Below are 23,405 nucleotides of genomic sequence, written 5' to 3'. Positions count from 1 at the left end.
TGGAGTCATCGCAAGCTGAAGAGGGATGAGTGAAAGAGGCCGCCGACTAAGGCGGCCTCTGGGGCTGGAAGCAACCGCTCGCATAAACGCGGGCGGGCAGTCGCCTTCAAATCTGGAATGCACACCTTCAAAGACCGAGCCGGTCCAGAAGCAATCAACGTCGATTTGCGGAGACCCCATTTCTCGGACCTGCCGTTTCGACGTACCAGGAGAAGAATTGCAGCGGCCGCAAGATTCAATTTTTCGGTCTATATCGATTGGAGCGACCGCGACTTTGGCCGCAGACATGCGTCATCTTGTTGGCGCGGCAACCCGGCCTGCGCTCGCAAGTAAACGCGGCGTCTTCCAGGAAGTGGCGGGAGAGACTGTAAGGGTGCCGCTCGATTCAATCGCAGCTCCGTGATGTGCTTCGGATCATCCACGACGAAGCCATTGAGGGGTTCGATTTCGGTGCGACGGCCCTTCTGCAAGCCCTGGGACATCGAGGGGCGCTCCTCGGAGGAAGTGTATTTGGAATCCGAAAAGCGCTGCTGGTCGCGGACGTGCATCACGTTTCGTCGCCCTCGCCAGGCCCGCGATGGTCTCGGCCGGCAAATGCAGGACCTCCTCCAGCTGATAGCCCAGCGCCTGGCCCTCACGAATTGCCTCGCTCCCGAGGTGGGTCGAGAAGCGGCGGATCGAATTGCTCTGCAGCATGGCTCGCCCAGGCAGGCCAGTGCAGGTAGAGCGTCCATTTCCCATGACGTTGGCCACGAGCTTGGACCAGCGCTCGCCCCAAAGATGTGGTCACCTTGGCGTTGTCGGCATAGGCGACCAGGCGGGATACTTCCTTTGCACGTGGCGTGATGCGGCCGTGCAGCTCGCCGGTGCGAACACCGTGTGCTTGGCGCCGTGCTTGCCAGTGCCGCGGTGGATGTGCCCTGGAGCAGGCAGATTGACGGTGATGCAGCTGGGGATGCAGCCGAGCGTTTTGCCCCACCCGGCAACGTGTGCGATGGTTTCCTCGTTCATACAGTTCTGCAACGTCGGGGTAAAACTTCGGCTCGACCCAGGTGGCCCTCGGCTTCTTTATGCGCTTCTTGATTTTTTGCTTCGGGGCACGACCGTATCAAGCGCCTTGCGGATCTCCGGCGATTTCGTCGGGCTTCAGCCCAGACCTTGCCCATGTAGCGCAGCTCGTTCCCTTCCTGCTTGCCAAGGTAGAGCGCGGCGACGCCGGTGGGGTCCTTGACGAGCGCAACCACTGTGAACTTTTCGCGCTGCACCGTCTTGATCTTCTGCCACGCCTCGACGCGCTCCGACCGGTACGGCGCATCAACCCGCTTGGAGACGATGCCCTCGCAATTCAGCTTGCTGGCCGCCTCGAACAGCGCCTGCCCGTCGCCTTCATGGTGCTCACTGTATAAGATGGGGCGTCAAGCCCGTTCTCATCTATCAGCTGCTTCAGCCTGTCTTGTCGTGGTAAGATACCAATTCGGCACCGACGAGCTTTCGGACAGCCTTTCGAACATTGCGTCTGCTGCACCCTGCCGCGTCAGCAAGCTCATTGGCTGACCGCAAAGGTGCGAGGCCTTCCCTAATGCGAGCCGCGATGTTCTCAGCAGAACTCAATCGGAGTATCCGCCAAGCAGCGGATTCGAAATGCTGCGTCATGTCGAAGTCTTCTTCGCGGCAGTGCTTTCTTGACCTTATCTGATCAAGCGTCATGGACGTCGCCCTAACGCGGCGCATAGCCAATGGCGGGAATTGCCCTTCCCCTGCGCGCACGGGGTTAGGATGGCATGCGACCCGCGATGCTGACAAGCGGAGGGCAGGCGCCCGAGCGCGAAAAATGATGTGAACGAACGGTCGGACGATGACGATTACGGGAAGCTAAAAACGTAACGATGACAGTCAGATAGTCGTGGCCGGCAAGGGATTGTGCAACGGCGAAGCTCGCCATGCCGGCCCTTCGCGCGCGCACCCACACGGTGACGAAAAAATGACACTCAGAGATCAGAGAAAAGTATGAATCGCTGTGCGCAGCCGACCTGGTGGGTTCTGAAGCCAGGGCCGGGACTGTTTGCTTTCGTCCGGCGGGATGGCGTGGGCGTTCCTTCGCTGACGTGATGGCTGTAGGGATGCTGATCGATCGCTGCAGCTCACTCAGCAGCTTGAAGCCAGACTAGTTATCGCACTGCGATGGTGGCTGGCGAGCATGTCACTTGCTTGACACGTTCTGGAGCGCCAGTCTCTAATCTGCTTCGAGGTCCTGCGGTTGGACAGGCAATAACTTTCTGCCTCCAGCAAGAATAGGGTCGACGGCCCCACCCGGCCACTGCCAGGTCAGGGGTGCGGAATCCAAGATAATTTCCTGGGAGGGAACAATGGACAGACGCCAGACGCTCAAGCTGATCGGCGGCACGGCCGCGTTGGCCAGTGCCGGTATTCCGGGCTTTGCCTTTGCGCAAGCCCAAAAGGAAATGGTCACGGTCGTGAAGATCGCGGGAATTCCGTGGTTCAACGCACTTGAAAAGGGAATCCAGAAGGGTGCGAAGGATTTCAGCATTAATGCCACCATGGTGGGCCCGGCGAACGTTGATCCGGCACAGCAAGTAAAGCTCCTTGAGGATCTGATTGCCAAGAAGGTCAACGTGATCGGCTTGGTGCCGCTTGATGTAAAAGTCTGCGAGCCCGTGCTGAAGCGTGCCCAAGCCGCCGGAATCAAGGTCATTACGCATGAGGGTCCGGAACAGGAAGGCCGTGACTGGAATGTGGAATTGATCGACTCCGTTCGCTTCGGCGAGGTGCAGATGGAACGTCTCGCCAAGGACATGGGCGGCGAAGGTGATTATGTAGTCTATGTCGGGACTCTTACGACGCCGCTTCACAACAAATGGGCCGATGCCGCGATTGCCTACCAGCAGAAGAATTTTCCGAAAATGAAGCTCGTCGCTGACCGCTTCCCAGGGGCCGACGAGATCGACACCAGCCAGCGCACGACGCTCGACGTGATCAAGGCCTATCCCAACTTGCGTGGTATTCTCGGCTTCGGTTCGAATGGACCAATCGGGGCTGGAAATGCTGTGCGTCAGCAACGTCTTGGCAAGAAGATCGCCGTTGTCGGCACCGTGCTGCCAAGCCAGGCGAAGTCGCTTATCGCGGATGATACGATCCGCGAAGGATTTCTGTGGAATCCCACCGATGCGGGTTACGCGATGGTCGCGGTGGCCAAACTCGTGCTCGATGGCAAGCCCATCACGGATGGCGTCGATGTACCCGGCCTTGGCAAGGCGGCCGTCGACGTTGCAGGAAAGCAGATCAAGGTGGACAAGATCATGCGCATCAACAAGGAAACCATCGACGGCCTGATTGCCGGAGGGCTCTAGCCCGAAGCCGGTTCAGCCGCCTCATCGCGCTGCATTCCCGGCCTTCCGGTCGGGAATGCGGTACCACTCGAGTGATCGCACGATCCAACGGTCCATTGCAGGCGAACCTTTGGCGACTTTCCTGGAGATGTCCGGCATATCGAAGCGCTTCGGCGGCGTGCACGCGCTCCGCGGCGTCGATCTCGCTCTGGAAGTCGGCGAGGTGCACTGCCTGGTGGGTGAAAACGGCTCCGGCAAGTCGACCCTGATCAAGATCATTTCGGGCGTAGAGGCAGCGGAGCCCGGCGGCCGGATCGTAATTTCCGGCAAGGAATATCCCAAACTAAACCCGGTCTACTCCACGCATTGCGGCATTCAGGTCATCTACCAGGATCTTTCGCTATTTCCCAACCTCACCGTCGCCGAGAATATCGCGATGGCGCACCATCTTGGCGGCATTCATTCGGTGAACTGGGCCTCAATGCGCGCCACCGCGAAGGCCACAATGGCGAAAATCGGCGTTGAGCTCGACCCGGACGCGAAAGTCTCAGAGCTCAGCATTGCCGGACGCCAGCTGGTCGCGATCTGCCGGGCCTTGGCTGCGGATGCTAAGCTCCTGATCATGGATGAGCCTACGGCATCGTTGACCCGCCACGAGGTGAACGCCCTGATCGAGCTCGTGAGCGAGCTGAAGCGTACTGGCATCTGCGTCGTTTTCGTCAGCCACCGCCTCGACGAGGTGCTTGAAATCGCCGAACGCGTAACGGTACTGCGGGATGGCGCCAAAGTCGGTACTTTTGCTGCAGACACAATCGACGGGCGGAAGCTCAGCCAGCTGATGACAGGCAAGTCCTTCGAGTATCAGATACAGGCGCCTGAGCTTGCCGCTGGGCCGGTTGTGCTGGAAGTTAAGGGCCTGGGCCGCGAGGGTGAGTACGAGGATGTAAGTTTGCAGTTGCGCGCGGGCGAAGTAGTGGGTCTCACCGGTCTGCTCGGCTCGGGGCGAACCGAACTCGCGCTATCGCTGTTCGGCATGAAGCCGCCCGATCGCGGCACCATCGCACTTGACGGGCGGCCCATCGCCCTTCGTACAAATGCAGAGGCGATCGATCGAGGGATCGCCTATGTATCCGAAGATAGGCTTACGCTTGGTCTCATCCTGCATCAGTCTGTCACCGCGAACGTCACGCTCACGGTGCTGGAACGGCTGGCTGGCGCATTCGGCCTGATTGCCGCACGCGCGCGACAGAGCCATGTTGCTCGGTGGGTTGCTGAACTCGGGATCAAGGTCTCCAACCCCGCCAACGCGGTGAAGACCCTCTCCGGGGGCAATCAGCAGCGGATCGTGCTCGCCAAATGGATGGCGACCAACCCGCGGGTGCTTATCCTCGATAGTCCCACCGTGGGCGTCGACATCAGCGCCAAGGATGGAATTTATGAAATCATCCGGCGGTTGGCCCGCGACGGCGTCGCGGTGCTAATGATATCGGACGAAATCCCCGAGGTCCTTTATCACAGTCATCGCGTGCTGGTGATGCGGGAAGGCCGTTTGACAACCGACGTGGCTGCCGCAGCCACCTCAGAAGACGCGCTTCGGCAGGCCGTCAATGCCTGAATCGGCCATTGCATCATTCGGCAGGTTTCGTCGCAGCCATGAGTTCTGGCTGCTGATGGTAATCTTGGGGCTCTGCGCCAGCTTGGGCTTCGCGAATGCCCAATTCTTGACCATGCAGAATCTGTTCGACCTGCTGACCTCCTACGCATTCGTCGGCATCCTTGCGCTCGGACTACTGGTCGTGCTGATCGCCGGCGGAATCGACATCTCATTCACCGCGACCGCGTCGGTGGCACAATATGTCACACTCTCGCTTGCCAATGCTTACGGCGCGAACTGGATCAGCGTCTTCGCCATCGCAATTGGGATTGGCGGTGCGCTCGGTGCCCTCAACGCAATCTTCATCCAGAAGCTTCGAATACCATCGATCATCGTTTCGGTCGCAACGCTGAACATTTTTTATGGGCTTCTGATCTTCTTCACTGGCGGCAAATACATCTATTCGCTGCCTGACTGGTTTGCGACCGGCATCTTCTGGTTCGAATTCGAATGGGGCAAGGATAGCTCGTACGGTGTCAACCTGCAGATCCTAGCGCTCGCGCTGGCATTTCTCGTCACCTGGCTCCTGCTTAACCGAACCAATATCGGCCGGCAAATCTATGCCATGGGAGGCAATGCCGATGCCGCGCAGCGACTCGGCTTCCACATTTTCGGCCTTAACATACTGGTGAATTGCTACATGGGTGTCATGGCTGGAATCGCTTCCCTGATCCAGGCACAACTCGCGCAGTCCGTGGCTCCGACTGTGCTGGTGGGCAAGGAACTCGATGTGGTCGCCGCCGTCGTGTTGGGCGGCGCCAGCCTGATGGGGGGCGTCGGCACCGTCCTCGGCACGTTTTTGGGCCTGACACTGCTCGCGGTGCTCCAAAATGGAATCATTTTGCTGGGCGTTTCGTCCTACTGGTCGCCGTTCTTCGTCGGTTTGGTTATCCTAATTTCGGTCTCAGCAACCGCCTGGTCGCAGCGAGAGCGGCGAACCCGGAGCGCGCGCCGATGAGCAATGCGCCCGCCCTCTCACTTCGCCGGCGCATGGTAGGCTTCGCTGGCAGCGGCACTGTCGCCACCCTCACCCTGCTGTTGGTCGCGCTCTGGGTGGCGTTCGCGATCATGATCGGCGACCGGTTCTTCTCGGTCAACACGCTGCAATCGATGGCTTTCCAGATGCCAGAACTCGGCATCCTCTCGCTTGCAATGATGCTGGCCTTGCTATCCGGTGGGCTCAACCTCTCCATCATCGCGACCGCCAATCTGTCCGGACTGACCATCGCCTTCCTGCTGACGCACTACATCCCAGGGAGTCAGGGCTTTGCCTGGGTCGGCATTCAAGTGCTGGCGATCGCTGCAGGGTTTGCAGTGGCCGCATTGGTAGGCCTCCTCAACGGTTTCGTCATCGCCTATCTCGGCGTTTCGCCGATCCTCGCCACGCTCGGCACGATGACACTATGCAAGGGCGTCGCGATCGGCCTGTCGCGCGGTAACGTCATCTCCGGATTTCCGGAGCCCATTGTGTTTATCGGCAATGGAACGGTTTTTGGGGTGCCCTTTGCTCTGATCGTACTTGCGCTCTGCGCCTTGCCCGTCGCGCTGATGCTGAACGCGACGCCGTTCGGAGCAAAGGTTTACATGATCGGCTCGAACGAGAAAGCAACCCGCTACTCCGGGGTCGATACCCGCGCCGTTCTCCTCAAACTCTATGTGCTTTCCAGCCTGCTCGCGGGCGCAGCAGCGGTGGTCATGTTGGCACGTTTCAATTCGGCCAACGCGGCATACGGCGAGAGCTATCTGCTGGTCACCATTCTCGCGGCCGTCCTCGGCGGCATCGATCCGTTTGGTGGCTTCGGAAAAGTCGGCGGGCTATTGCTTGCGCTGATCATCCTTCAAGTGATCTCCTCGGCATTCAACCTTTTGAACCTCAGCCAATTCCTCACGCTGGCGATCTGGGGTGGAATCTTGATTGCCGTCGCGGCGGTTCCTCATTTCGCCGGCAAGGCGCCGCGGTAGCCAGCGATGATGAGTTCGATCGGCTCGCCCCCCATCGCGGTTCTCGACATTGGCAAGACCAATATCAAGCTGCTAGTGGCGAGCGATGACGGCTGGCCGCTCGAAAAACATGAGATTCCGAATGTGTCGATGACTCAGGGCTCGTACCTCGCCTATGATCTTGCCGGGCTAGAAGATTGGCTTCTCGATACCCTTGCCGTGGTGTCTCGAGGCCATGCCATTGGCGCCGTGATCGTGGCTGCGCATGGATGCGGCGCAGTTCTTGTCGACGGTGATACGCCGGTGCTGCCGATGATGGACTATGATGCTGTCTCTCCGCCGGCAATTGATGAAGCATATGCCCGGATCGCGCCCGGTTACGATGAGGTGTTCTGCGGAATCGGAGGCGCGATGCGGCTCGGAAAGCAGCTGCTGTGGCAGGAAGGCGCATATCCCGTGGAATTCGCCCGCGCAAAAGCCTATCTGACCACCGCGCAATTTTTCGCCTTGCGGCTTGGCGGACGTGCGACCAGTGAAATCTCGCAGCTTGCGGCTCAGAGCCATATCTGGGACCTCATCCACCATCAGCCTTCCTCTCTTATGCGCAAGCGCGGTTGGAGCCATCTGCTGCCCGAACGCGTCGCTGCCGGCGCGGTGCTAGGGACGGTTTCGGAATCCGTAGCCAGGCGCACTGGCCTGACGCAATCGACCGAGATCCTCTGTGGCGTGCATGATTCCAACGCCAACCTGTTTCGGTACAAGGCTGCCGGCATGGCCGATGCCTCGATCCTATCGACCGGAACCTGGATGATCGGATTTCAGCGCGACCTCTCCCTGGACAAACTCGATCGCGCGCGCGCGATGGTGCTCAATATCGATGTCGATGGCGAGAATGCACCTTCGACATTGATCGCGACCGGCCGCGAATACGACCTGATCCGCGGGGAACATCGTGCTTCTGATGCAGCCGTCCTTGCCGCATTGTCGGCCCTGCTGTCGAAGGGGACCCTGGCGCTCCCCTCCTTCATTGGCGACGACGGATTATTTCCGGGCGCGGCTCGCCGCGGACGGGTCATCGGACCGTCTCCCGAGACGCCTGCCGAATGGCAGGCATTGGCACTTCTCTACGCAGCGTTCAGCGCAAACCGCTGCCTTGATGCACTCGAGAGCTCAAAATGCATAGTCATCGATGGTGGCTTTGCGGTGAATTTGCCCTTCGCCCGTTGCCTTGCGACCTTACGACCCTCGCAGAGCGTCAGGGTGAGTCAATCACCGCACGGAACGGCGCTTGGCGCTGCGCTGCTGTGGCGGCGATTCTCGCGTACGCAGCCGGTTTCGAGCGTAGTACTTGAAGCTGTCACATCGCTTAGCAACGATGGGTTCGACCCGCGCGGCCTTTCCACCGCCTATCAGTCCTGGATCTCTTTCTCGGAGCCCGCCTTATGACAGACCACACTCATGCTGATCTCCGGCAAGGCATTGTCGATACCTGCAGGCAGATGAATCGAAACGGACTGAATCAGGGCACATCCGGCAATCTTTCGCACCGGATCCCAAGCGGCATGCTGATCACGCCTACCAGTCTGCCCTATGATCGGATGCAGCCAGAAGATATTGTTGCGATGGATTTTGCCGCGAATTACCAGGGCAACCATCGGCCTTCATCCGAATGGCGCTTTCACCGCGATATTCTGCGAGCGCGCGAAGACGTCAACGTCGTGCTCCATACGCATTCGACCTTCAGCACAACTCTCGCCGTTCACGAGCGTGGCATCCCGTGCTTCCACTATATGGTCGCAGTTGCGGGTGGCAACGATGTCCGTTGTGCGCCCTATGCTTGTTTCGGCACGCAGGCACTGTCAGACTACGCCCTCAGGGCACTCGAAGATCGCAACGCTTGCCTGCTTGGCCATCACGGCTTGCTCGTGGCGGCCCAGACGTTTGAAAAGGCTCTTTGGCTTGCAGTGGAAGTGGAGACGCTGGCGAAAATGTATGTCCATGCGTTGGCTATCGGCGAGCCGCCGCGCCTCAGTGACGCTGACATGGCGCAGGTACATGAGCAGATGAAACGCATGGGATACGGCCAGGCGCCGGACCTTGACGATGTCGGCGATGTTCCGCGCCCATTACCTGAGTCGAATGGGGCAGCACATTGACGGTGGCTGCGACCACGTTTCTTTGCTTGGAAACTCAGCCATGTACGACGGAAGGGCTAGGCTATCGCCGGGGACCGCCGTTCGGCTGATAATGGCTTCCGCTCGACTGGCGGGTGCGAAGATCACGTCAGACTGATAAGCTTTGTGTAATTTCCTTGGCAGTCGGCAGCCTGACTCCATTCGCGACCAAAGCTTATCAATCCTCCTGAAGGAGCCATTGAATCCAAGACACCGCCCTAAGGCTCGTTGCGTTCGGAAGCAGGGGTGTCTTGTCAACCCCGTTGATTTAACTCGGGTTTACTTCTGCCTCGCACCAATTGCTACGGTGTTTGCAACGGTGGCCTCAGTACCCCCTCAACCGTAACTTTCCGCTCCCGAGCGTGCCTTACGCCCTTTTTGTCAGTCGGTAGTGCAAGTCTAAGGAGCAGGCGGACAACCTGAACATATGACTTTTAATCACGGGGTCCTGGGTTCGAGCCCCAGCGCGCTCACCAAGCAAAATCAGAGACTTAGCCGAAGTCCAGAGCTCCCCGAAAAAACTCCCGTGTCTGCACTGTGTCTGCAAATCGACTGCTGGAATTGGCGTCGAGGATCGCCGCGCGATAGTTGCTGGCCATGATCTCGAGCCCTGCCCGTTCAAGCGGCAACCTGCTCTCTCCTGCTAACTCCAGGCACAGCCGCTCCATGCGCGCGAGTTCGTCGATGTCGTGCTGATGTTGTCCCATGGGCACCGATCAGACTCCGGCGGCGTCCCGCTCGTCAAGGCCGCCGATGCCGGCCGGACGAGCCACTCGGGATTTACAGTAGGCCACGCCCTCAGGTGATGCGCGGGATGTCCTTGCGAGACTGGATTGCCGGGTACTGACCGAAATACGCCACTCGAAAGGCATGAGGAAGCATAATCCTCAGCCTGGGAGAAGTGCGCCCAAGGCCCCAGTCCTAGCCAGCCCCGGACTGGGGCCCACTCGGGAATTCAAAGTAGGCCAGTGATTTCAAAGAAAAACCCCAGTGCCTTGGAGGGAGCACTGGGGTGTTCGAAAAATGAACTGGTAAAACAATGGCGGGATCATAGCAGCCGCCAGCGAAGACGCTTGTGAGGTAGATCATATAGTTCGCGGTATCGTCGCTTCTCCACACCCACGACGCGCAGTAGCTCGCGCGCGTTCCGAGAGGCCTCGCCATCACCAAACGACACCATTTTCCGAAGCAATGAAGCGATCCTGAAACAAGCCGGCCCTAGCCTTAAAGCCATTCAAACAACGGGGCCGACCATGCTGGCGATCATCAACGCGGTTTACGAGCACTTTCTGCAAGCCGTTGCTCCCGGCACGTCGAGCAGGTGGGTGCAGCGATGACAGAGGTCGCAGTTGCCGCGTTTGCCTTTGTCGGGTGCGCCATTTTTCTTGCCCACGCCTTCGACGCTTACCGGATGCGTTGAGAGGCCGCTGAGCTACTCGGGCGCACGTCGTCTTTTCCACACCCACGAAAGGCTGTGGCTCGGTCTCGTTCCGGCCTACCCGGAATCGATAATTTGACTCTCGCGTGCGTCGCGTTTCGATAGCGGCATGCCCCGCACCAGACGTCACACGCCAACGCATGCCGATGGCCGGCCGATGAAGATTACCTTCCGCGAGATGCGGGAAATGGGCCTGCGCGGGTTCTCGTCAACTGCCATTGCGGCCATCACGTTGCGCTCGACGCCGATCGATGGCCTGACAACCTTCGTCTATCGGATCTCGAACCACAGTTCGTCTGTCGGGGGTGCGGTAGTCGCGGGGCCGATGTGCGGCCCGACTTCGCCCCTCCCAAAATGGGCACCAGTGCATAAGGCCCGCCAGCGAGGGCGGCAGCAAGCCAACCATGTGTATCAACCAAAGCGTTGAGGACCACCGCTCTCCTGTGTGCCCATCCCTCAATGCAATACATGATCTCGGTGTCGATCTTGCTGGCCGGCCTAGCGCTGGCCCTTCTGGGCGCTTGGCTTCTTTGGGGACCACTGAGCGCTCTGGTGGTCGTCGGCGCCGGCCTCTTCGTATTCGGCTTGGCGTCGATCGACTGATCACGGCCGAGAGCGAGAGCGGCTAGCGTTGCTCAGCGCTTCGCGCAGTTAATTCTTGGTCCAGTTCCTTCAACCGGACGACTAGACTTTCCACTATCTCCATGCAGTCGGAATGCCGCAACGATTGCACGCCCCGCGCTGCCAACTCGCGCTCCAATATAGTCGCCACGATGCTTTGGATGCTCACAATCGTCCCCCGGTAAACATTGCTCTGGCCAGATACGGCTCAACAAAGAATTGGGTTCGCTCAAGGGAAAAGCCGCAGCGCGGTTCCAGCCCCACTGCGGCATTCCCGGGCAACTTGAAATCGCTTGGTACTTAAATCTCGCCGGTGTTCTCACAATAGAACACCCCGTTCCGAAAAAGGAGTCGGTATAACTACAGGACTCAGGTTTCCACGCGTTGTTGCGCTCGGGAAAACATGGCAAGGCTCGCTGTCCAGCCCCCATGCTCCCGGCTGCCGATCCAATTGCGGATCAGAGCGCCGGAGCCTCGGAAGTGAAGGTCGCAGGAACGGCTAACACGCTGCTCCTGCGACCGACGCCGCGACGTTCCGCACGATCGGCACGGCGCCCGCGGTATAGCAAAGAAGCCCGACAGCGCGAACCTACGCTTTTCCACACCCACGACGCCCAGTAGCTCGCTCGCGCCTGGACCTACCAGGAATCGATAATTTGCCAGTGGGAGGCGTTCCGCGGAATCAATGCAGCATGGGTACTAAGCCGCGAGAGGTTATTTGGGGCGGCCGGATCATGGACGCCAAGATCCACGCCCAGGGCGCCTGTGAGTGTGCCCAGCAGGCAGTCGCGAGGCCGACCGGGCCGAAGCCGAGGCAGACTAGTGAGGAGAAACTAGCGCAGCCATATTAAATGCGACGACGCACGCGAAGCCCAAAGACCGCAGGGCAATGGCAGCTTGCTTTGGCATGAGGATGTAACGGTGACGATTAGACCCCGTTCCAAGCTCAGCTGAGAACCTCATCCTTGTAGAGCAGGATGCCGAGAGTTCTGGCTTGCCGCCGTACCGACCCGACTCGACGGCCAAGCACCCGGGCTGCCCGTTCGGCGCATACCCTCTTTATTGCCAGATGGACCAGCAGCTTGGCCTCCGCTGGTGTCCAGTCCTGATTCTGCTTAGGCAACTCGTCCATGTCGCGAGCGTGCAAAAAGTCGGGTAAAAAGTTCCCTAATTCAATTTGCGTCGAAACTTCTCGGCGATGGCTCGCTGGTCGTCGGCGACGTCTTCCATTAGTCGCCGTACCGCATCCTCTTCAGTGGACTGCTCCAAGGCTCGCAGGTTGTTCACGAAGGAAGCCTCAAGCAAACGGATGTGCTGGGCAGTAAGCCCTCCGGGGAACTCTGCAAGCAACTCGCGGCAGAGATCCAGCCGCGCCTGAAGTGCCACTTTTTCCCGCTCACGATCCATTTACATTTGACGACCATCCATGCCGAAAGTTCAATGCAAATGCGCACAATCTGGGAAGTTTGTTCTTGGCCGGCAAAATACGGGGATGTATCCGTACCGAACGCTGTGGGGCGCTTCAGTGAAATTGCTAACCGAATATCTCGAACGTGCCGTCCAGCTCGAACAGATGGCGAGCGGCGAACCGGATTCCACCTTCAAAGCGCAGCTTCTGCAACAGGCTACGGCCTATAGGAAGCTAGCGGCAAAGCGAGCAAAGGATTACGGGCTCCTGCCCCCCAGTCCGCCCGAAAACCTATAATAGACGGCCAGACCGGGGCACATCGCGGATTAGAACAGAGGCCGCTCACCCCTCGCTTCTGACCAGCCGGGCGATCCTGCGCCGATCTTCACTCCAGACTTCGATTGCCTCGCGTTGCTGCAGGTGGCGCTCGGCTTCTCGCTTGGCTGCCTCCGCGTTTTCTGCGGCAAGCGTGTAGTGAGCTTCAACTGTACCGTAGATATCGACGGCAAAAGCGTAGAACCGCGTCATCTTAAGCCCATGCTGTTTTCGTCAACCGGTGGGCAAATAGAAGGCCCCAGCGCGGACAAGCGCTGAGGCCTAACTTGGGGGTTTGCATGGACGGGGGGACGCCAGGCACAGGGAGGACTCCCACTGACCGCTATTGTTCCTAGCCCCATGCAATCGCCGCGGCAGACCCCGTTACGACGCTGGCGTCAAAAGCCCACCGACTGGTTTGAATCTTAACCGAAGCTAGTCGGCGACATGTCAGAGTGCCTGCCGGGACGGGCCGTGGGGGACATACGCGGCTTGCTCAGAGGTGAAGGCCCGCCAGCCAGCCAGCCCCGGCGGCCCTCAGCACATGGTTCAGATTAATGACTAATTGCTTTGTAATTTAGATCATATTGCCGTTGCTCAATGCCCCGGTATGATGCCTTCACCGGGGCTGGCTACATATTTCAGTTAGATCTTTTTCACCCGGCTTTTTTGACCGCGCTGGGTCGCAGCAGTCCCCCTGCTGCGACCTACGCTCGCCCGGGCGCCCATGGATTTCTCAAAGATCGATCGCGACACGCTTCGTCTGGTAAGCGCTTTTAAAGAGATCAAGAACCGGGGCACACGCCGCGCAGTTGTGATGCTCCTCGAGGAGTTGGCCCAGAAGGATGGTTCAGCCTCAAACGCCGATCGCAAAGGCCATTAGCAGCATGTGGTGGTGGTTGGCTTCAGTCGTTCTGCTGCTCGTTTTAGGCTCGGGCGCACTGATATACTCGGCCTTCGCTACTCTGCCCGAGGACGATCGGCTATTTCCGTTCGACGAGTGAAACAAAAACCCCGCCGACCTTGCGAGCCGACGGGATCGTGTCTTTCACTGCTTCAGTCGTCGGCGGTGCGTCATGAGCCGCTGCCGATCGCGCTTCCTATGCAGTCTGCCGCGGCGCTTCATAGGTCGTGCTCCGCCATGATGCGGTAGATCTCGGCCGTCACCTCCGCCTTCTGCTCGGGATCCAGTTGCTGATACCTCGCCACGATGACGGCCGCTGGCAGCGCCAGCGCCTCTTGCCGGCGGCGCTCGTCAACCATCTTCTTGAGCACGGCAAGGCTGCCGTCCAGCATCCAGTCGAAACTGATGCCGTGTCGCTTGCAGTACGCGGTTAGCTTCTCCGACATGGTCCGGCCGACCTTGGGCGGCGCCTCGATGCCCCATTCAGCGGCAAGCCACTGGAGCCGCCTGGAGATTTGCCGGGATGAGCTGGCACCGTCCGAGATCAATCGGCCGAGGGCGCTCTCCCGGTGGCCCGGGTGCTTCTGCTTTGTCTTCACCATGGCTCAGCCCTCCGTCGATCGGCTGGACTGCACAGCGGCGATTGCGGCGGCCAGCTTGGCTTCTGCCCTGGTCAGAAGCTCTTCGCGCGCGGCGGCATGCTCCCGATCGCGCTGGCGCTGCTGCTGGATGGCCTTGAGCTTGGACAGAGCCTTGCTGACGTCACACCGGACGTCGCGCATTAGATCGGCCTCGGACGAGGCCACGATCAGGTCGTAACTCCGGAAGAGGAAGTTGTGCATGTTGGGCCGCCGGCGGTTGGGGCGCGCCGAGCCGGCGGGTGCCGGCCGGTGGTCGAATGAGAAATTGAGGGGTCGGACGTTCGATGGCGGGAGGGAGCCCCGAAAGGTGAGGACGTTGCTCATGCCGCGCCTCCGATCCGACCGGCAGCAGCGCTGCGGAGTCGCCCCAGCGCTCGGAAGAACTGCTCGGGGGAAAGGTCGGTGCGACGGTAAAGCTCACCAGCGGACTCCGCTGGCCGTTCTAGGGTGGGTTTCATGGTGGTTGCTCTGGTCTGGGGCTTCTCACGGCCCGCGCCGGTGACGGACCGGCAGCCGGGGGGTGAGAACTCGCCAGAGCGACGAGCCGAGCGCTTTTAAGGGAGGAGCTTGGGGGCCCTAACCCTCTGGACAGCACGTCCGACCCCGGCCATAAAGGCAGGGTTCGGAGCCGCACCGCCAAGTGCGTCCGTCGTAACGATGCCAAGGGCACTGTTACATTCAGCCGTCACCCCGGAGCCGGTCCGCTTCCTCGCTGGAAAAGGTCGTCGCCACCGCTCCACTTGGCCAGGTCAGCCGGCGCTTACTCGACTCGTAAATCGGCCTGTTCCACGGAGGTGCGGTGTTGAGCAAACCTGAGACACCCTCAACCATCGTGTCGCGCGCATCGGCCGCGGTGGCGGCGACCAGGGCGATGCGGCCCGCCTGGCACGTCTCGACCAGTTCGTGCACCCACCCTGCCCCGGCGCGCGTCTTGCCGAAGCCGCGGCCCGCCAGGATCATCCACCCGTTCCAGTCGCCGGGCGGCGGTAGCTGGTTTGGACGGGCCTTGGCGCGCCATCCGCCGTCCTCTAGTGCGTCGGCGAGCGCCGCGGCTATGCTGGTCATCGGGCGCCTCCCGGTGCCGGTACAGGACACGGCGGCAGCGCGACGGCGTCGATCACCATGGGTGCCCGCGTGGCCAGCCGCGGCCCGTCCGATTCATCATCCAGCTCCTGCAATGCCGCCACGACCGCGGCGCGCGCCGCGCCATGAGACGCCAGGGCTCGCAGAATGGCCGCCTGCACCTTAGCAAACTGCGGGCTGTTCACGATCGCCACGTTGTTTTGTATATTGATGGTGCCCTGCGCGATCGTGGCGATCTCGCCGGTGACCTTGCCGATCTTCTCCAGCACGCCGACCAGTTGGCCCGCCACGATCGCGGCACCCCGGGCGTCGCCCGCTTCGGTGGTCGCCGCAAGCTGCGACATAAGCATCGTGCGCACGGCACGGAAATGATCGAGCACCGACGCGCCCTCGTCGGCCGCCTTCTCCGCCAACTCCGCGAGCTGCGCCGGCCCGACCAGATAGGACGCCTTCATCTCGGCGCTGACATGGTTGTGCCAGTGCCGCCCGATGGCATCTTTCGACAAGCCGAACTTGGTGGCCAGGCTGTCAAGCGAGGCGCCGCCGGCACGCAACAGTTCGATCCGCCAACGCTCGTCATGAGCGCAGACGGTACATTTAGGTCCCGTTTTCATCTGCAATTTTCCGACGCGAATTGCGCCATGTGGCACTAGAGTGGCCCCGGAAAGTGAAATTTCGGTTTAAGCTCAGAAATGTAAGCGAATGCAAGCCGTTGCAATTCAGACCACGTGATTAAATATCGTACCACGCTAAATTCGGTGGAAGCGAAGTGCTGCAGGCGAGGAAAACCGGTGCGGATTGAATGGAGCAATGACCAGCCCCTGCGCGGTCAAGCCGAATGGACCTACACGCATGGTCGGCGGATCATGCAAGGGAACGATGGTCCCGGCATTGCCGCCGCCCCCGAACCTGGAGGTGACAAGATCATGTGCCCGGGGGCGGCCGACCACCCGCGTCTTCGGCTGGGGGGCAGATTAAGACGCGAGCAGCGTGACAACGGTATGATGCGGCTAAGCGTGTGCAAAACCACAGCTTCGTGAGACTCTTCAAAGGGTGAAATGTCACCTGGGCAGCGCGTATCGCACGGTGAAGGAAGGTCCGTCGCCGGCCGGTGGTGCGTGGATGACTTCGTCGCCGGCTCTTTGCAGCTGCCGCATCGCCGCGCAAGCCATCGGGTGCTGGTTCTCGTCTGGGCAGACGACCCGGTGCACTTCGCCCGCGTTAATCTCGACATGAAGCCGGCCCTGCTTAGTTGCCCTTGCGATCTGGGCCTCAAGCTCCTCCTAGAAGTCGTCCATGGTCGCCATCGTGACCCCTCGCTGGTCGTCGCACCTCTGCGGTGCGGCTCGCATTCATCCCGGCTTTCCTCTGCAGCGCAACCGTAGAGCGTGGACCCTGGGAATTTTCCCAGTGTTCCGCCCTGCGCCAGCTCGCTACATCAGCTTTTGGAAGCCGATGAGGGGACGTAACGGATGGAAGAGCTGATCACCACGCTCAACAAATTTCGGGCGGAGGCGAACGATTGTGCTCGGTTGGGAAGAACTGCGCCCGACAGGCAGACGCGCGCGCTGTTCGAGCGACTGGCTGAACGGCTCCGGGAGATGGTGCAAGAGATCGAGACTACGATCGCAGCGCGGACCAAGCTGAGTGGACGTTGGGAATAGCATTCCGTCAGGTGCCGGTCTCCACGTGACCAAATCGCTGTCTGTCAGTCTGTTTTTGAACTTCGCCTCTAAGCCATTGAAATCTATCGGACCGACCGGACCAAACACGGACCGCGGTCCGACCGGTCCCGCGCCGGCCATACGGACCGACCGGACCGCCCCCCTATAAGGGCGGTACGGCGGTCCCGGTCCGGTCAGGTTCGACGTGGAGGGATAGGCGGGAATTGTCCGCCGGGTGCCGCCATGGGAATTGCAGCATTGGCATTCGCCGTCTGATCGATGATCCGCACAAGCTGGTCCTGCACAAGGATCAAGTTCGAAGCGATCAGCTTGACCTGGCGCCTGTGAAGGTCGCGCATGGGCTTCGCAGCGTCCGGGCTGACCCGCCAATCTTGAAGCATTGATCCAGCCATTCGTTCAGCGCGACCGACCGGCCCGGCATTTCCGATCGCAATTGCCCCTTCGCTCGAAGCGCCTCGCCAAGCGCCCGGAGGGCCAACGGTCGTCGTCGGTGAGCTTCAGCGCTTTGCCCATCATGTCGCCGCCATCAGCCACAGAGGTCACCACTAGGCTGCCTGCGGCCTTCTGATAGTCGACCCGTCGTTTCCAGCCGTCTTCGCCATCCTTCATTTTGGTGCACGTGATCTTGCCCCGGACCAGTGGGCCGTCGCCCTCGCGCTCGACCTGAAACATGAAGTCCGAGCTGGCGCCGAAATAGACCGAGCCGAACGCATCGCCCGACTTGTTGACGTGATGCACACCGATTGCCACGCCCTGGCCGATCTCGCCCAGTTGCTGCAGCCGCTCCATGAAACCGGTGATCGACTTGGCGTCGTAGAAATCTTCGCCCGGCAGAGCGCGCCCGACCGTGTCGACCGCCACTACCCTGAACTGCCGTCCGCTCGCCGCGATCGCAGCTTTCAGTTCCTCGAACTGCGCGGGGTCGCCCAGGTTGGTTGGCGAGCGCATGAACACGAGCCGATCCGGATCTTCGGCGATGCTGTGATGCGCCTTGAACAGTCCTAGCCGATTGGCTCGGCTTCGAACGGCCTTTGGTGTCCGATCGAGTGCTTCTGCGATTTCTGCCGCCGGAAATCCCTGGCGAACCATTTCGAAGCCCATAGGCCAGGTGCAGCAACAGGTCGAAAACGATTGCTGCTCGGCCAGATTAGGAAGCGCCCCGCCCCCGCACGGTAACCCTGCTGCGTTACCTTAATTCCAACCAGTGTTTGCAGGTTGCGTGCATCCACCGCAGTATCATTGCGCCAATTGTCTGACCGTTTCGGACCAGAATTTTCAGCATTGGCAGGAACCCCAGTGGATGCGGCTGGAAAGCTGCTGCCCACCGATCTGGAAGAAGGAGGAATTAGGCCTCCCTAAAGTGTTGCCCGCCAATCGATTTGTAGAGCACGGTTACTGACTGGAACCCATGTGTGATGAACGAGAAGCTTCCGACTTGGTCACAAAGCGAAAGCGATCGCTTTCGCGAAATGGTCGAGAATGGCGCCTCTGTTGATGAGATAGCCATCACTCTGAGGAAGACGCAGGAACAGCTTCGCCGACGGGGCTATGACCTTGGATTGCCTCGAAAGTGGTTTCGGAAGATGTAGCGCCACCGCGCCGAGCTGCGGCCACTCCCCCGTGAGGCACGAACCGGGAAAAATCGGAACCTTCGGTCCGACGATCGGTTTTGCACACGCCGTACCGGTTAGTTTGACCGGTGAGCTTAATTCTGAGGATCGATTTTTGAAGAGCCATGCAGTCGACACGACCCCGCTGCAAGGGACGGCGCGAAATGCTTGATAGAACCAAGCACGCTCCTGCCGACCAGGGGCGGAAGCTACGTGATTACCTTCTGCCCTTCGGATTCCTTACTATCGCCGGAGTGGCCATGTTCGGCTGGATCGCGGCACTCAGCTGGTGCTTTTGGAAGCTGGTCGCATGGATTTTTTTTTGACGAACTTAATAGCCGACGAACCGGAATTCGAAGGCCTTTCCGACTATTTCATTTTGCGCACGTACGAATTTATCCGATCAGGTGCAGGCCGACGCTTTGGCTGGCACTCGCTTGGTCGGCATTCCCGCAAAAGGTCGCGCAGATCGACTACTTGCAGAAATCGATCGCAGAGGTCTTTTTTGCAAGCTCATTGAGTGGCCCGCTCACCTCGGAGCGAGTTACGAAAGCAATACCACTCGTTGACCTGACATCATCCCATTACTGTGGCAAGCTTCACGCTGGCGCAGACGATCATCGCCCACAACGCGAAGTTAATCAGCAGCGCATCGCCCATGCTGCACCCCCATAACGTTTCGCCCCGGCTGGCAGAGTGTTCCTGATTCGCAAGCGTTTCCAGAAATTTCCGTTGTGCGGCGCAAAGTGGTCGAACGGTGCTTCGAAGACTTGCAGCGCTGCGCCGAAATTTACAACGATGTGGACGCGTTTCTGTCTTCCAAAAATCTCGCGGCGTAGCTCGCTGGACGGATCAGAACGGGGAATAAGGCGTAAACTGCTGACGCCGACCGACGTTTGTTTTTTGCCGACGATCTCAACCGCGGCGTCAAATTTGCCTTTGCCTGATCTTGATGAGACGCCTTGAACTGCATTTGGAAGTACCGACGAGCGGGTCGACCGGCAGGTCGACTCCTCAACGTTTTCATGCGTTCCAGGATTAACCCGCAGCGGGGGTATCAAGCTTAATCTGCGGGTTTCGTTGCGACGAGCAGCGTGAGAGCTAAGGTGAGCGCACCGGGCATTTGCCCATCCGGGTCCACCCTAGCAAAGCCGTCGGGCCATTATACTCGGCGCGGCGGCTTTGTTCTTCAGCCCCGCTGGAGGGCGTGATGTCTACCGAGTCTAACGCTCATTCGGTCCCCAAATCAGCGTCAGTCTGGACGGAGCTGTGGCACGTCTGGTTTGTAATCATTCCGAGGCGCACGATCACCGGCCGACTTGCGTACGGAAATGTTTGGCGCCGTTGGGATGGCCGGCGCTGGACTTATAAGCGGAGCAGTAGGATGCCTGATCGACGAGGAACGAAAGGAATGTCCGCACCTCAAGTACAAGATCCGCCGCTCTGGCCTTGGATTGTGCTGATAATCGGCTTCGGCGCGCTCGGGATTGGCGCAATCTTCGTGGTCAGCTGGGTCATGGTCAGCGTGCTTATGCAGTGACTTCTGCGTCCCCGCAAATGCCTGCGACGCAAGGGAAGTTCAAGGCGAGCCCGCGGTCGGTGCGCCGCTGGTGTTCCTACACGTCGACATTGATTGGGAAGCGGAAGCGGCAGGCCAGCGCGCGATCTTTCCACACCCACGATGGGCAGTAGCTCGCGGGCGCCTAGAGCTACTAGGAATCGATATTTTGCGAGGTGCTCACGCTCCTGCTTTGATCGCGACATGCGCGCTCGTCGATACACGAAATGGTCCGGCCAGTATCCGCCCCGCAGCCCCACGGAGTGGCTGGCCGACGGTCATGTGACTTGCAGTGTCCAATGCCTTAACGGAAGCTGCGATCGCAGGGTCGACGTGCGCCTCGATACACTGCCGCAGGATCAGCCGTGGTCGCGAGTCGGCTTGCGCCTGGTCTGCTCAGACTGCGGCGCCGCGAGATTTGTGCATATCGTCCCGAACTGGCATGACAGTCGCGGGCAAGTCAGGCCAAGCATGGGTCGAAGTTTTGATTCTAGCGATGAAGCACGTCAACGAACGCCCTTTTGCGGATCCACAAGCCGCAGCCCGCAAGCTCGTTCAGCTGGCTTCGGGCATCGAGGCGGTACAGGACGGCCGAATCCACATTGAGAAGATCAACTATCCCTTCCTTTACGCGCTTAAGGGAAGCGGCCCGGAGTTCGGCGCCGGCATTCGCTACGCCGTCGAGAAAGGCTGGCTCGATCTGCACGAAAGCGGCACCTATGTGCGGCTGCTGACGCCTGGCGATGATCTGCTCGCTCAATAAATCAGCGCGAAGGACAACCAATCCGCAAGCGATGCACAGAGACAAATTCCAAGATAAGGCAATGCAAGGCGGATCGGGCTTTCCCTCCGAAACGCAAATATGGATCATTATGTCATGCTGGGACCACAACCACCAGGAATCAGGGGTTGTAGCGCGCCTTCCGGCAGGCTGCGCTTGAAGTGAAATGGTCCCGCACGTTCGACGAGCCCATACCGCTGCCCGATGGTCGCAAGTGGTAACGCTGCTCGATGCCGGCGAGTACATCAGCGCTCTGCCGAAGAAGGAGCATCAGGCGCCCGAATGGCAAGCCGCGATCGAGGCGTTGATCCTGGTCGCACAAAGCGGCGGCCCGACGATGTTCTCCCGTATCGGCGTCATGCGGGCTTTGAACCGGCACCACGTCGAGTTCAACCCGAAGGGCAAAGAGCCGCACTGGTGCCGGCGCAAGCTGAAGAGGGATGAGTGAAACAGGCCGCCAAATAAGGCGGCCTCTGGGCTGGAAACAACCGCTCGCTTAAACGCGGGCGGCACTTGCATCCAACGTAGCACTCCGGGGCTGGCAAGAGCGTTAAGCCGGTGAGGCTCTTGCACATTAGGTTCTATGAATGTGTCCTAAGTTCAACTGTTCGGAGTAATCGCACCGTAACACCCCGCGGAGGCATCAAGGCTGCTGTCCATGTCAGATTGGCTGTCATCCATTTGCAACAGGCCGCCAGTTCCGTTAACGGAAACAACGATTTATGTTGCGCCAGAAACGTGGGGCATAGCAACGCCAAGGCCGGGGCTGATCATATTTCACCTGTTTATCTAACCCGGCGGGCCGCAGCGTCGGAAGGTGCTGTGGCCGTTTTGCGCATGTCGGCAGCGGCTTCCCGATAACGCTTCGGTGAACGAAACCGTTTGCCGCCTCGCGCGAAGCACTCCCAAAATGGTCCGGGTCTAACCTCCGCTCACTGACGAGGGGATTTCAAAATGATCACGCTCAAAGCAATTGCGCTTCTTGTCGGTGCCGGATCTATCCTCGCAGTTTATTCGGGTGAGTTGGGCGCTGACGTGGTTCTCGCCATAGTGGCTTTCCTCGCATAACGAGAAGGCCCGCCAGAGTGAACCGGCGGGCCGGGCGGGCTTGCATCAAGCGGCGAAGCGCTGCCGTAGCTCCTGCGTTTGTTCGCCGCCCAAAATTCGAGAAGCAGATGACGCGCCATCATTGTATCGCAGTCCGCATCCTTGTCCGTGTCTTGCCAATTCGAACTCATGCAGCACGCAACGAGCACTTCGAATTCCGTGCGTTTGCGGTCCGCAGTGCGCGCCCTCTCATTGAGAAGTACCCCACCCATTTGGGGCTCAGCCGTCCTCCTTGCGAGTAACAAAAAAGCCTTTGAGGGAGGTACCAACCATCCCGCCACCGAAAGACAAAGCAATCCAAGCTGAGGAGAGACGCCGGTCGGACAAGCAAGCGTAATCGACGACGACACGCTCGAGATCCATGGCACGCGCATCAGGCTATGGGGAGTCAACGCACCCGAGAGAGGCCAGCCCACGAAACGACGACAGCAACCTCTACCAGTGCGGTCGCGCTTCGGCGACAGCGCTCGCAGGACTGCTCTGGGCCATCAAGCGGCCTATGCATTGTTCACCGGTTGGCCGCGATCAGTACGGGCGAACGGTAGCTACATGCTCGCTTGTAACGCCCGGCCCCGACATCGGACATTGGCTCATCGCAAACGGGCACGCGCTAGATTGGCCGAAGTACTCTAAGGGGAAGTATGAGGACCACAGCGCGGCGCAGAGAAGGCGAACGGAGGGATCTGGGCTGGAAGTTTTGTCGAGCCCTGGAAGTACCGCGCTTGCATAAAGGCTGGCGGCAGGCCGGCCACCTGTTCTGATGTTGCGGCCGACCATCGGTGAACGCTAGATTTGAGGATCGGCCGCACACGCGCCGCAAGGCTTGACTCTCCGAAGCTGGCGCCCCGTAGTTCTGGTTTTGGAGTGCTGGTTATGGACGGCCGCTTTTTGCTCTCGGCATTCGTTGGTGTCTTTTTCTTCGTTCTGATCGTGGCATCGATCACAGCTTACCGGCACGTTTCGCATCGGTGGGAGCCAGTGATTTCTCGGCCGAGCTGACGATCGCGACAAAACAAAAAGACCGGCGGCGTTCCCTGAGGTACGCATCCGGCGAAGGCCCCCGGCTAGGCCGCTTTCGGGAAGGCTGAACGCGCTCAAGCTGCGTGAGCGACGCTTTGGGGCTGCCAATTCCAAGGCA

The 23,405-nt window shown here is 59.9% G+C and carries 21 protein-coding genes and 2 pseudogenes; 12 read left to right on the top strand and 11 right to left on the bottom strand.

All coding sequences use genetic code 11. The features are described 5' to 3' along the window. Positions 1-414: 414 nt before the first annotated feature. Positions 415-765 (bottom strand): annotated as a pseudogene (locus IVB41_RS35950) (hypothetical protein); the annotation flags it as partial. A 287-nt stretch (positions 766-1,052) separates the two neighbouring features. Here IVB41_RS35950 and IVB41_RS24785 point away from each other — a divergent pair. The 7 genes from IVB41_RS24785 to IVB41_RS24755 all read left to right on the top strand — a co-directional run bounded on the left by IVB41_RS24785 (position 1,053) and on the right by IVB41_RS24755 (position 9,098). After that, positions 1,053-1,406, top strand: coding sequence for a hypothetical protein (locus tag IVB41_RS24785; protein ID WP_247402362.1), 354 nt, complete (start codon positions 1,053-1,055; stop codon positions 1,404-1,406). Between the two features lie 960 nt (positions 1,407-2,366). Next, positions 2,367-3,368 carry an autoinducer 2 ABC transporter substrate-binding protein gene (locus tag IVB41_RS24780; RefSeq protein ID WP_247288231.1) on the top strand — a complete coding sequence of 334 codons (1,002 nt, stop codon included), beginning with the start codon at positions 2,367-2,369 and terminating at the stop codon, positions 3,366-3,368. A gap of 109 nt (positions 3,369-3,477) precedes the next feature. Continuing rightward, positions 3,478-4,962 (top strand): sugar ABC transporter ATP-binding protein, encoded by a 1,485-nt coding sequence (locus tag IVB41_RS24775; protein WP_247435867.1) that lies wholly within the window; start codon positions 3,478-3,480, stop codon positions 4,960-4,962. Further along, complete coding sequence (locus IVB41_RS24770) at positions 4,955-5,959, top strand: ABC transporter permease (protein WP_247435864.1); 1,005 nt, start codon at positions 4,955-4,957, stop codon at positions 5,957-5,959. Before IVB41_RS24775 ends, IVB41_RS24770 begins: the two co-directional genes overlap by 8 nt. Beyond that, positions 5,956-6,963 carry an ABC transporter permease gene (locus IVB41_RS24765; protein ID WP_247435861.1) on the top strand — a complete coding sequence of 336 codons (1,008 nt, stop codon included), beginning with the start codon at positions 5,956-5,958 and terminating at the stop codon, positions 6,961-6,963. The genes IVB41_RS24770 and IVB41_RS24765 overlap by 4 nt, the downstream gene beginning before the upstream one ends. Before the next feature lie 6 nt (positions 6,964-6,969). Next, positions 6,970-8,388: an FGGY-family carbohydrate kinase gene (locus IVB41_RS24760; RefSeq protein ID WP_247435858.1), complete on the top strand. Its 1,419-nt coding sequence runs from the start codon at positions 6,970-6,972 to the stop codon at positions 8,386-8,388. Continuing rightward, complete coding sequence (locus IVB41_RS24755) at positions 8,385-9,098, top strand: class II aldolase/adducin family protein (RefSeq protein ID WP_247435855.1); 714 nt, start codon at positions 8,385-8,387, stop codon at positions 9,096-9,098. Before IVB41_RS24760 ends, IVB41_RS24755 begins: the two co-directional genes overlap by 4 nt. 509 nt (positions 9,099-9,607) lie before the next feature. Here IVB41_RS24755 and IVB41_RS24750 read toward each other — a convergent pair. Further along, on the bottom strand, positions 9,608-9,823 hold the full coding sequence (locus IVB41_RS24750) for a hypothetical protein (RefSeq protein ID WP_247435851.1): 216 nt from the start codon (positions 9,821-9,823) through the stop codon (positions 9,608-9,610). A gap of 840 nt (positions 9,824-10,663) precedes the next feature. On the opposite strand from IVB41_RS24750, the pseudogene IVB41_RS24745 reads away from it, so the two are divergent. Continuing rightward, positions 10,664-10,926: pseudogene (locus IVB41_RS24745) on the top strand (hypothetical protein). Between the two features lie 1,416 nt (positions 10,927-12,342). Here IVB41_RS24745 and IVB41_RS24740 read toward each other — a convergent pair. The 6 genes from IVB41_RS24740 to IVB41_RS24715 all read right to left on the bottom strand — a co-directional run bounded on the left by IVB41_RS24740 (position 12,343) and on the right by IVB41_RS24715 (position 16,146). Next, positions 12,343-12,582: a hypothetical protein gene (locus IVB41_RS24740; protein WP_247435848.1), complete on the bottom strand. Its 240-nt coding sequence runs from the start codon at positions 12,580-12,582 to the stop codon at positions 12,343-12,345. A 343-nt stretch (positions 12,583-12,925) separates the two neighbouring features. Continuing rightward, positions 12,926-13,111 (bottom strand): hypothetical protein, encoded by a 186-nt coding sequence (locus IVB41_RS24735; RefSeq protein ID WP_247435845.1) that lies wholly within the window; start codon positions 13,109-13,111, stop codon positions 12,926-12,928. Positions 13,112-14,020: 909 nt separating this feature from the next. Beyond that, entirely contained in the window at positions 14,021-14,404 is a 384-nt protein-coding gene (locus IVB41_RS24730; RefSeq protein ID WP_247435841.1) for a hypothetical protein, read from the bottom strand. Positions 14,405-14,407: 3 nt separating this feature from the next. Next, a complete protein-coding gene (locus IVB41_RS24725; protein WP_247435838.1) occupies positions 14,408-14,767 on the bottom strand; it encodes a hypothetical protein in 360 nt (119 codons plus the stop codon). Between the two features lie 354 nt (positions 14,768-15,121). Further along, positions 15,122-15,508, bottom strand: coding sequence for a terminase large subunit domain-containing protein (locus tag IVB41_RS24720; RefSeq protein WP_247435834.1), 387 nt, complete (start codon positions 15,506-15,508; stop codon positions 15,122-15,124). Continuing rightward, positions 15,505-16,146, bottom strand: a complete 642-nt coding sequence (locus IVB41_RS24715) for a hypothetical protein (protein ID WP_247435831.1) — start codon at positions 16,144-16,146, stop codon at positions 15,505-15,507. Before IVB41_RS24715 ends, IVB41_RS24720 begins: the two co-directional genes overlap by 4 nt. A gap of 852 nt (positions 16,147-16,998) precedes the next feature. Here IVB41_RS24715 and IVB41_RS24710 point away from each other — a divergent pair. Further along, on the top strand, positions 16,999-17,190 hold the full coding sequence (locus IVB41_RS24710; protein ID WP_247435826.1) for a hypothetical protein: 192 nt from the start codon (positions 16,999-17,001) through the stop codon (positions 17,188-17,190). Positions 17,191-17,607: 417 nt separating this feature from the next. Here the strand turns inward: IVB41_RS24710 and IVB41_RS24705 are convergent, their stop codons facing one another. Together IVB41_RS24705 and IVB41_RS24700 are read right to left on the bottom strand one after the other, a co-directional pair. Continuing rightward, entirely contained in the window at positions 17,608-18,312 is a 705-nt protein-coding gene (locus IVB41_RS24705) for an AAA family ATPase (protein ID WP_247435823.1), read from the bottom strand. A gap of 1,150 nt (positions 18,313-19,462) precedes the next feature. Continuing rightward, positions 19,463-19,882 (bottom strand): hypothetical protein, encoded by a 420-nt coding sequence (locus tag IVB41_RS24700; RefSeq protein ID WP_247435820.1) that lies wholly within the window; start codon positions 19,880-19,882, stop codon positions 19,463-19,465. Positions 19,883-20,232: 350 nt separating this feature from the next. Here IVB41_RS24700 and IVB41_RS35670 point away from each other — a divergent pair, with 350 nt between their 5' ends. The 3 genes from IVB41_RS35670 (at position 20,233) to IVB41_RS24690 (ending at position 21,608) form a co-directional block, all read left to right on the top strand. After that, positions 20,233-20,361, top strand: a complete 129-nt coding sequence (locus tag IVB41_RS35670; RefSeq protein ID WP_256464255.1) for a hypothetical protein — start codon at positions 20,233-20,235, stop codon at positions 20,359-20,361. Between the two features lie 514 nt (positions 20,362-20,875). Further along, a complete protein-coding gene (locus tag IVB41_RS24695) occupies positions 20,876-21,142 on the top strand; it encodes a hypothetical protein (RefSeq protein WP_247435817.1) in 267 nt (88 codons plus the stop codon). Between the two features lie 232 nt (positions 21,143-21,374). Beyond that, entirely contained in the window at positions 21,375-21,608 is a 234-nt protein-coding gene (locus IVB41_RS24690) for a hypothetical protein (RefSeq protein WP_346770868.1), read from the top strand. A 1,599-nt stretch (positions 21,609-23,207) separates the two neighbouring features. On the opposite strand, the gene IVB41_RS24685 is transcribed toward IVB41_RS24690, so the two are convergent. Then, positions 23,208-23,405, bottom strand: a 198-nt coding sequence (locus IVB41_RS24685) for a hypothetical protein (RefSeq protein WP_247435814.1), incomplete at its 5' end; no start/stop codon positions are given.

This window comes from Bradyrhizobium sp. 44 (assembly GCF_023073095.1).
GTDB lineage: Bacteria > Pseudomonadota > Alphaproteobacteria > Rhizobiales > Xanthobacteraceae > Bradyrhizobium.
This window is presented reverse-complemented; position numbering and strand designations above follow the sequence as displayed.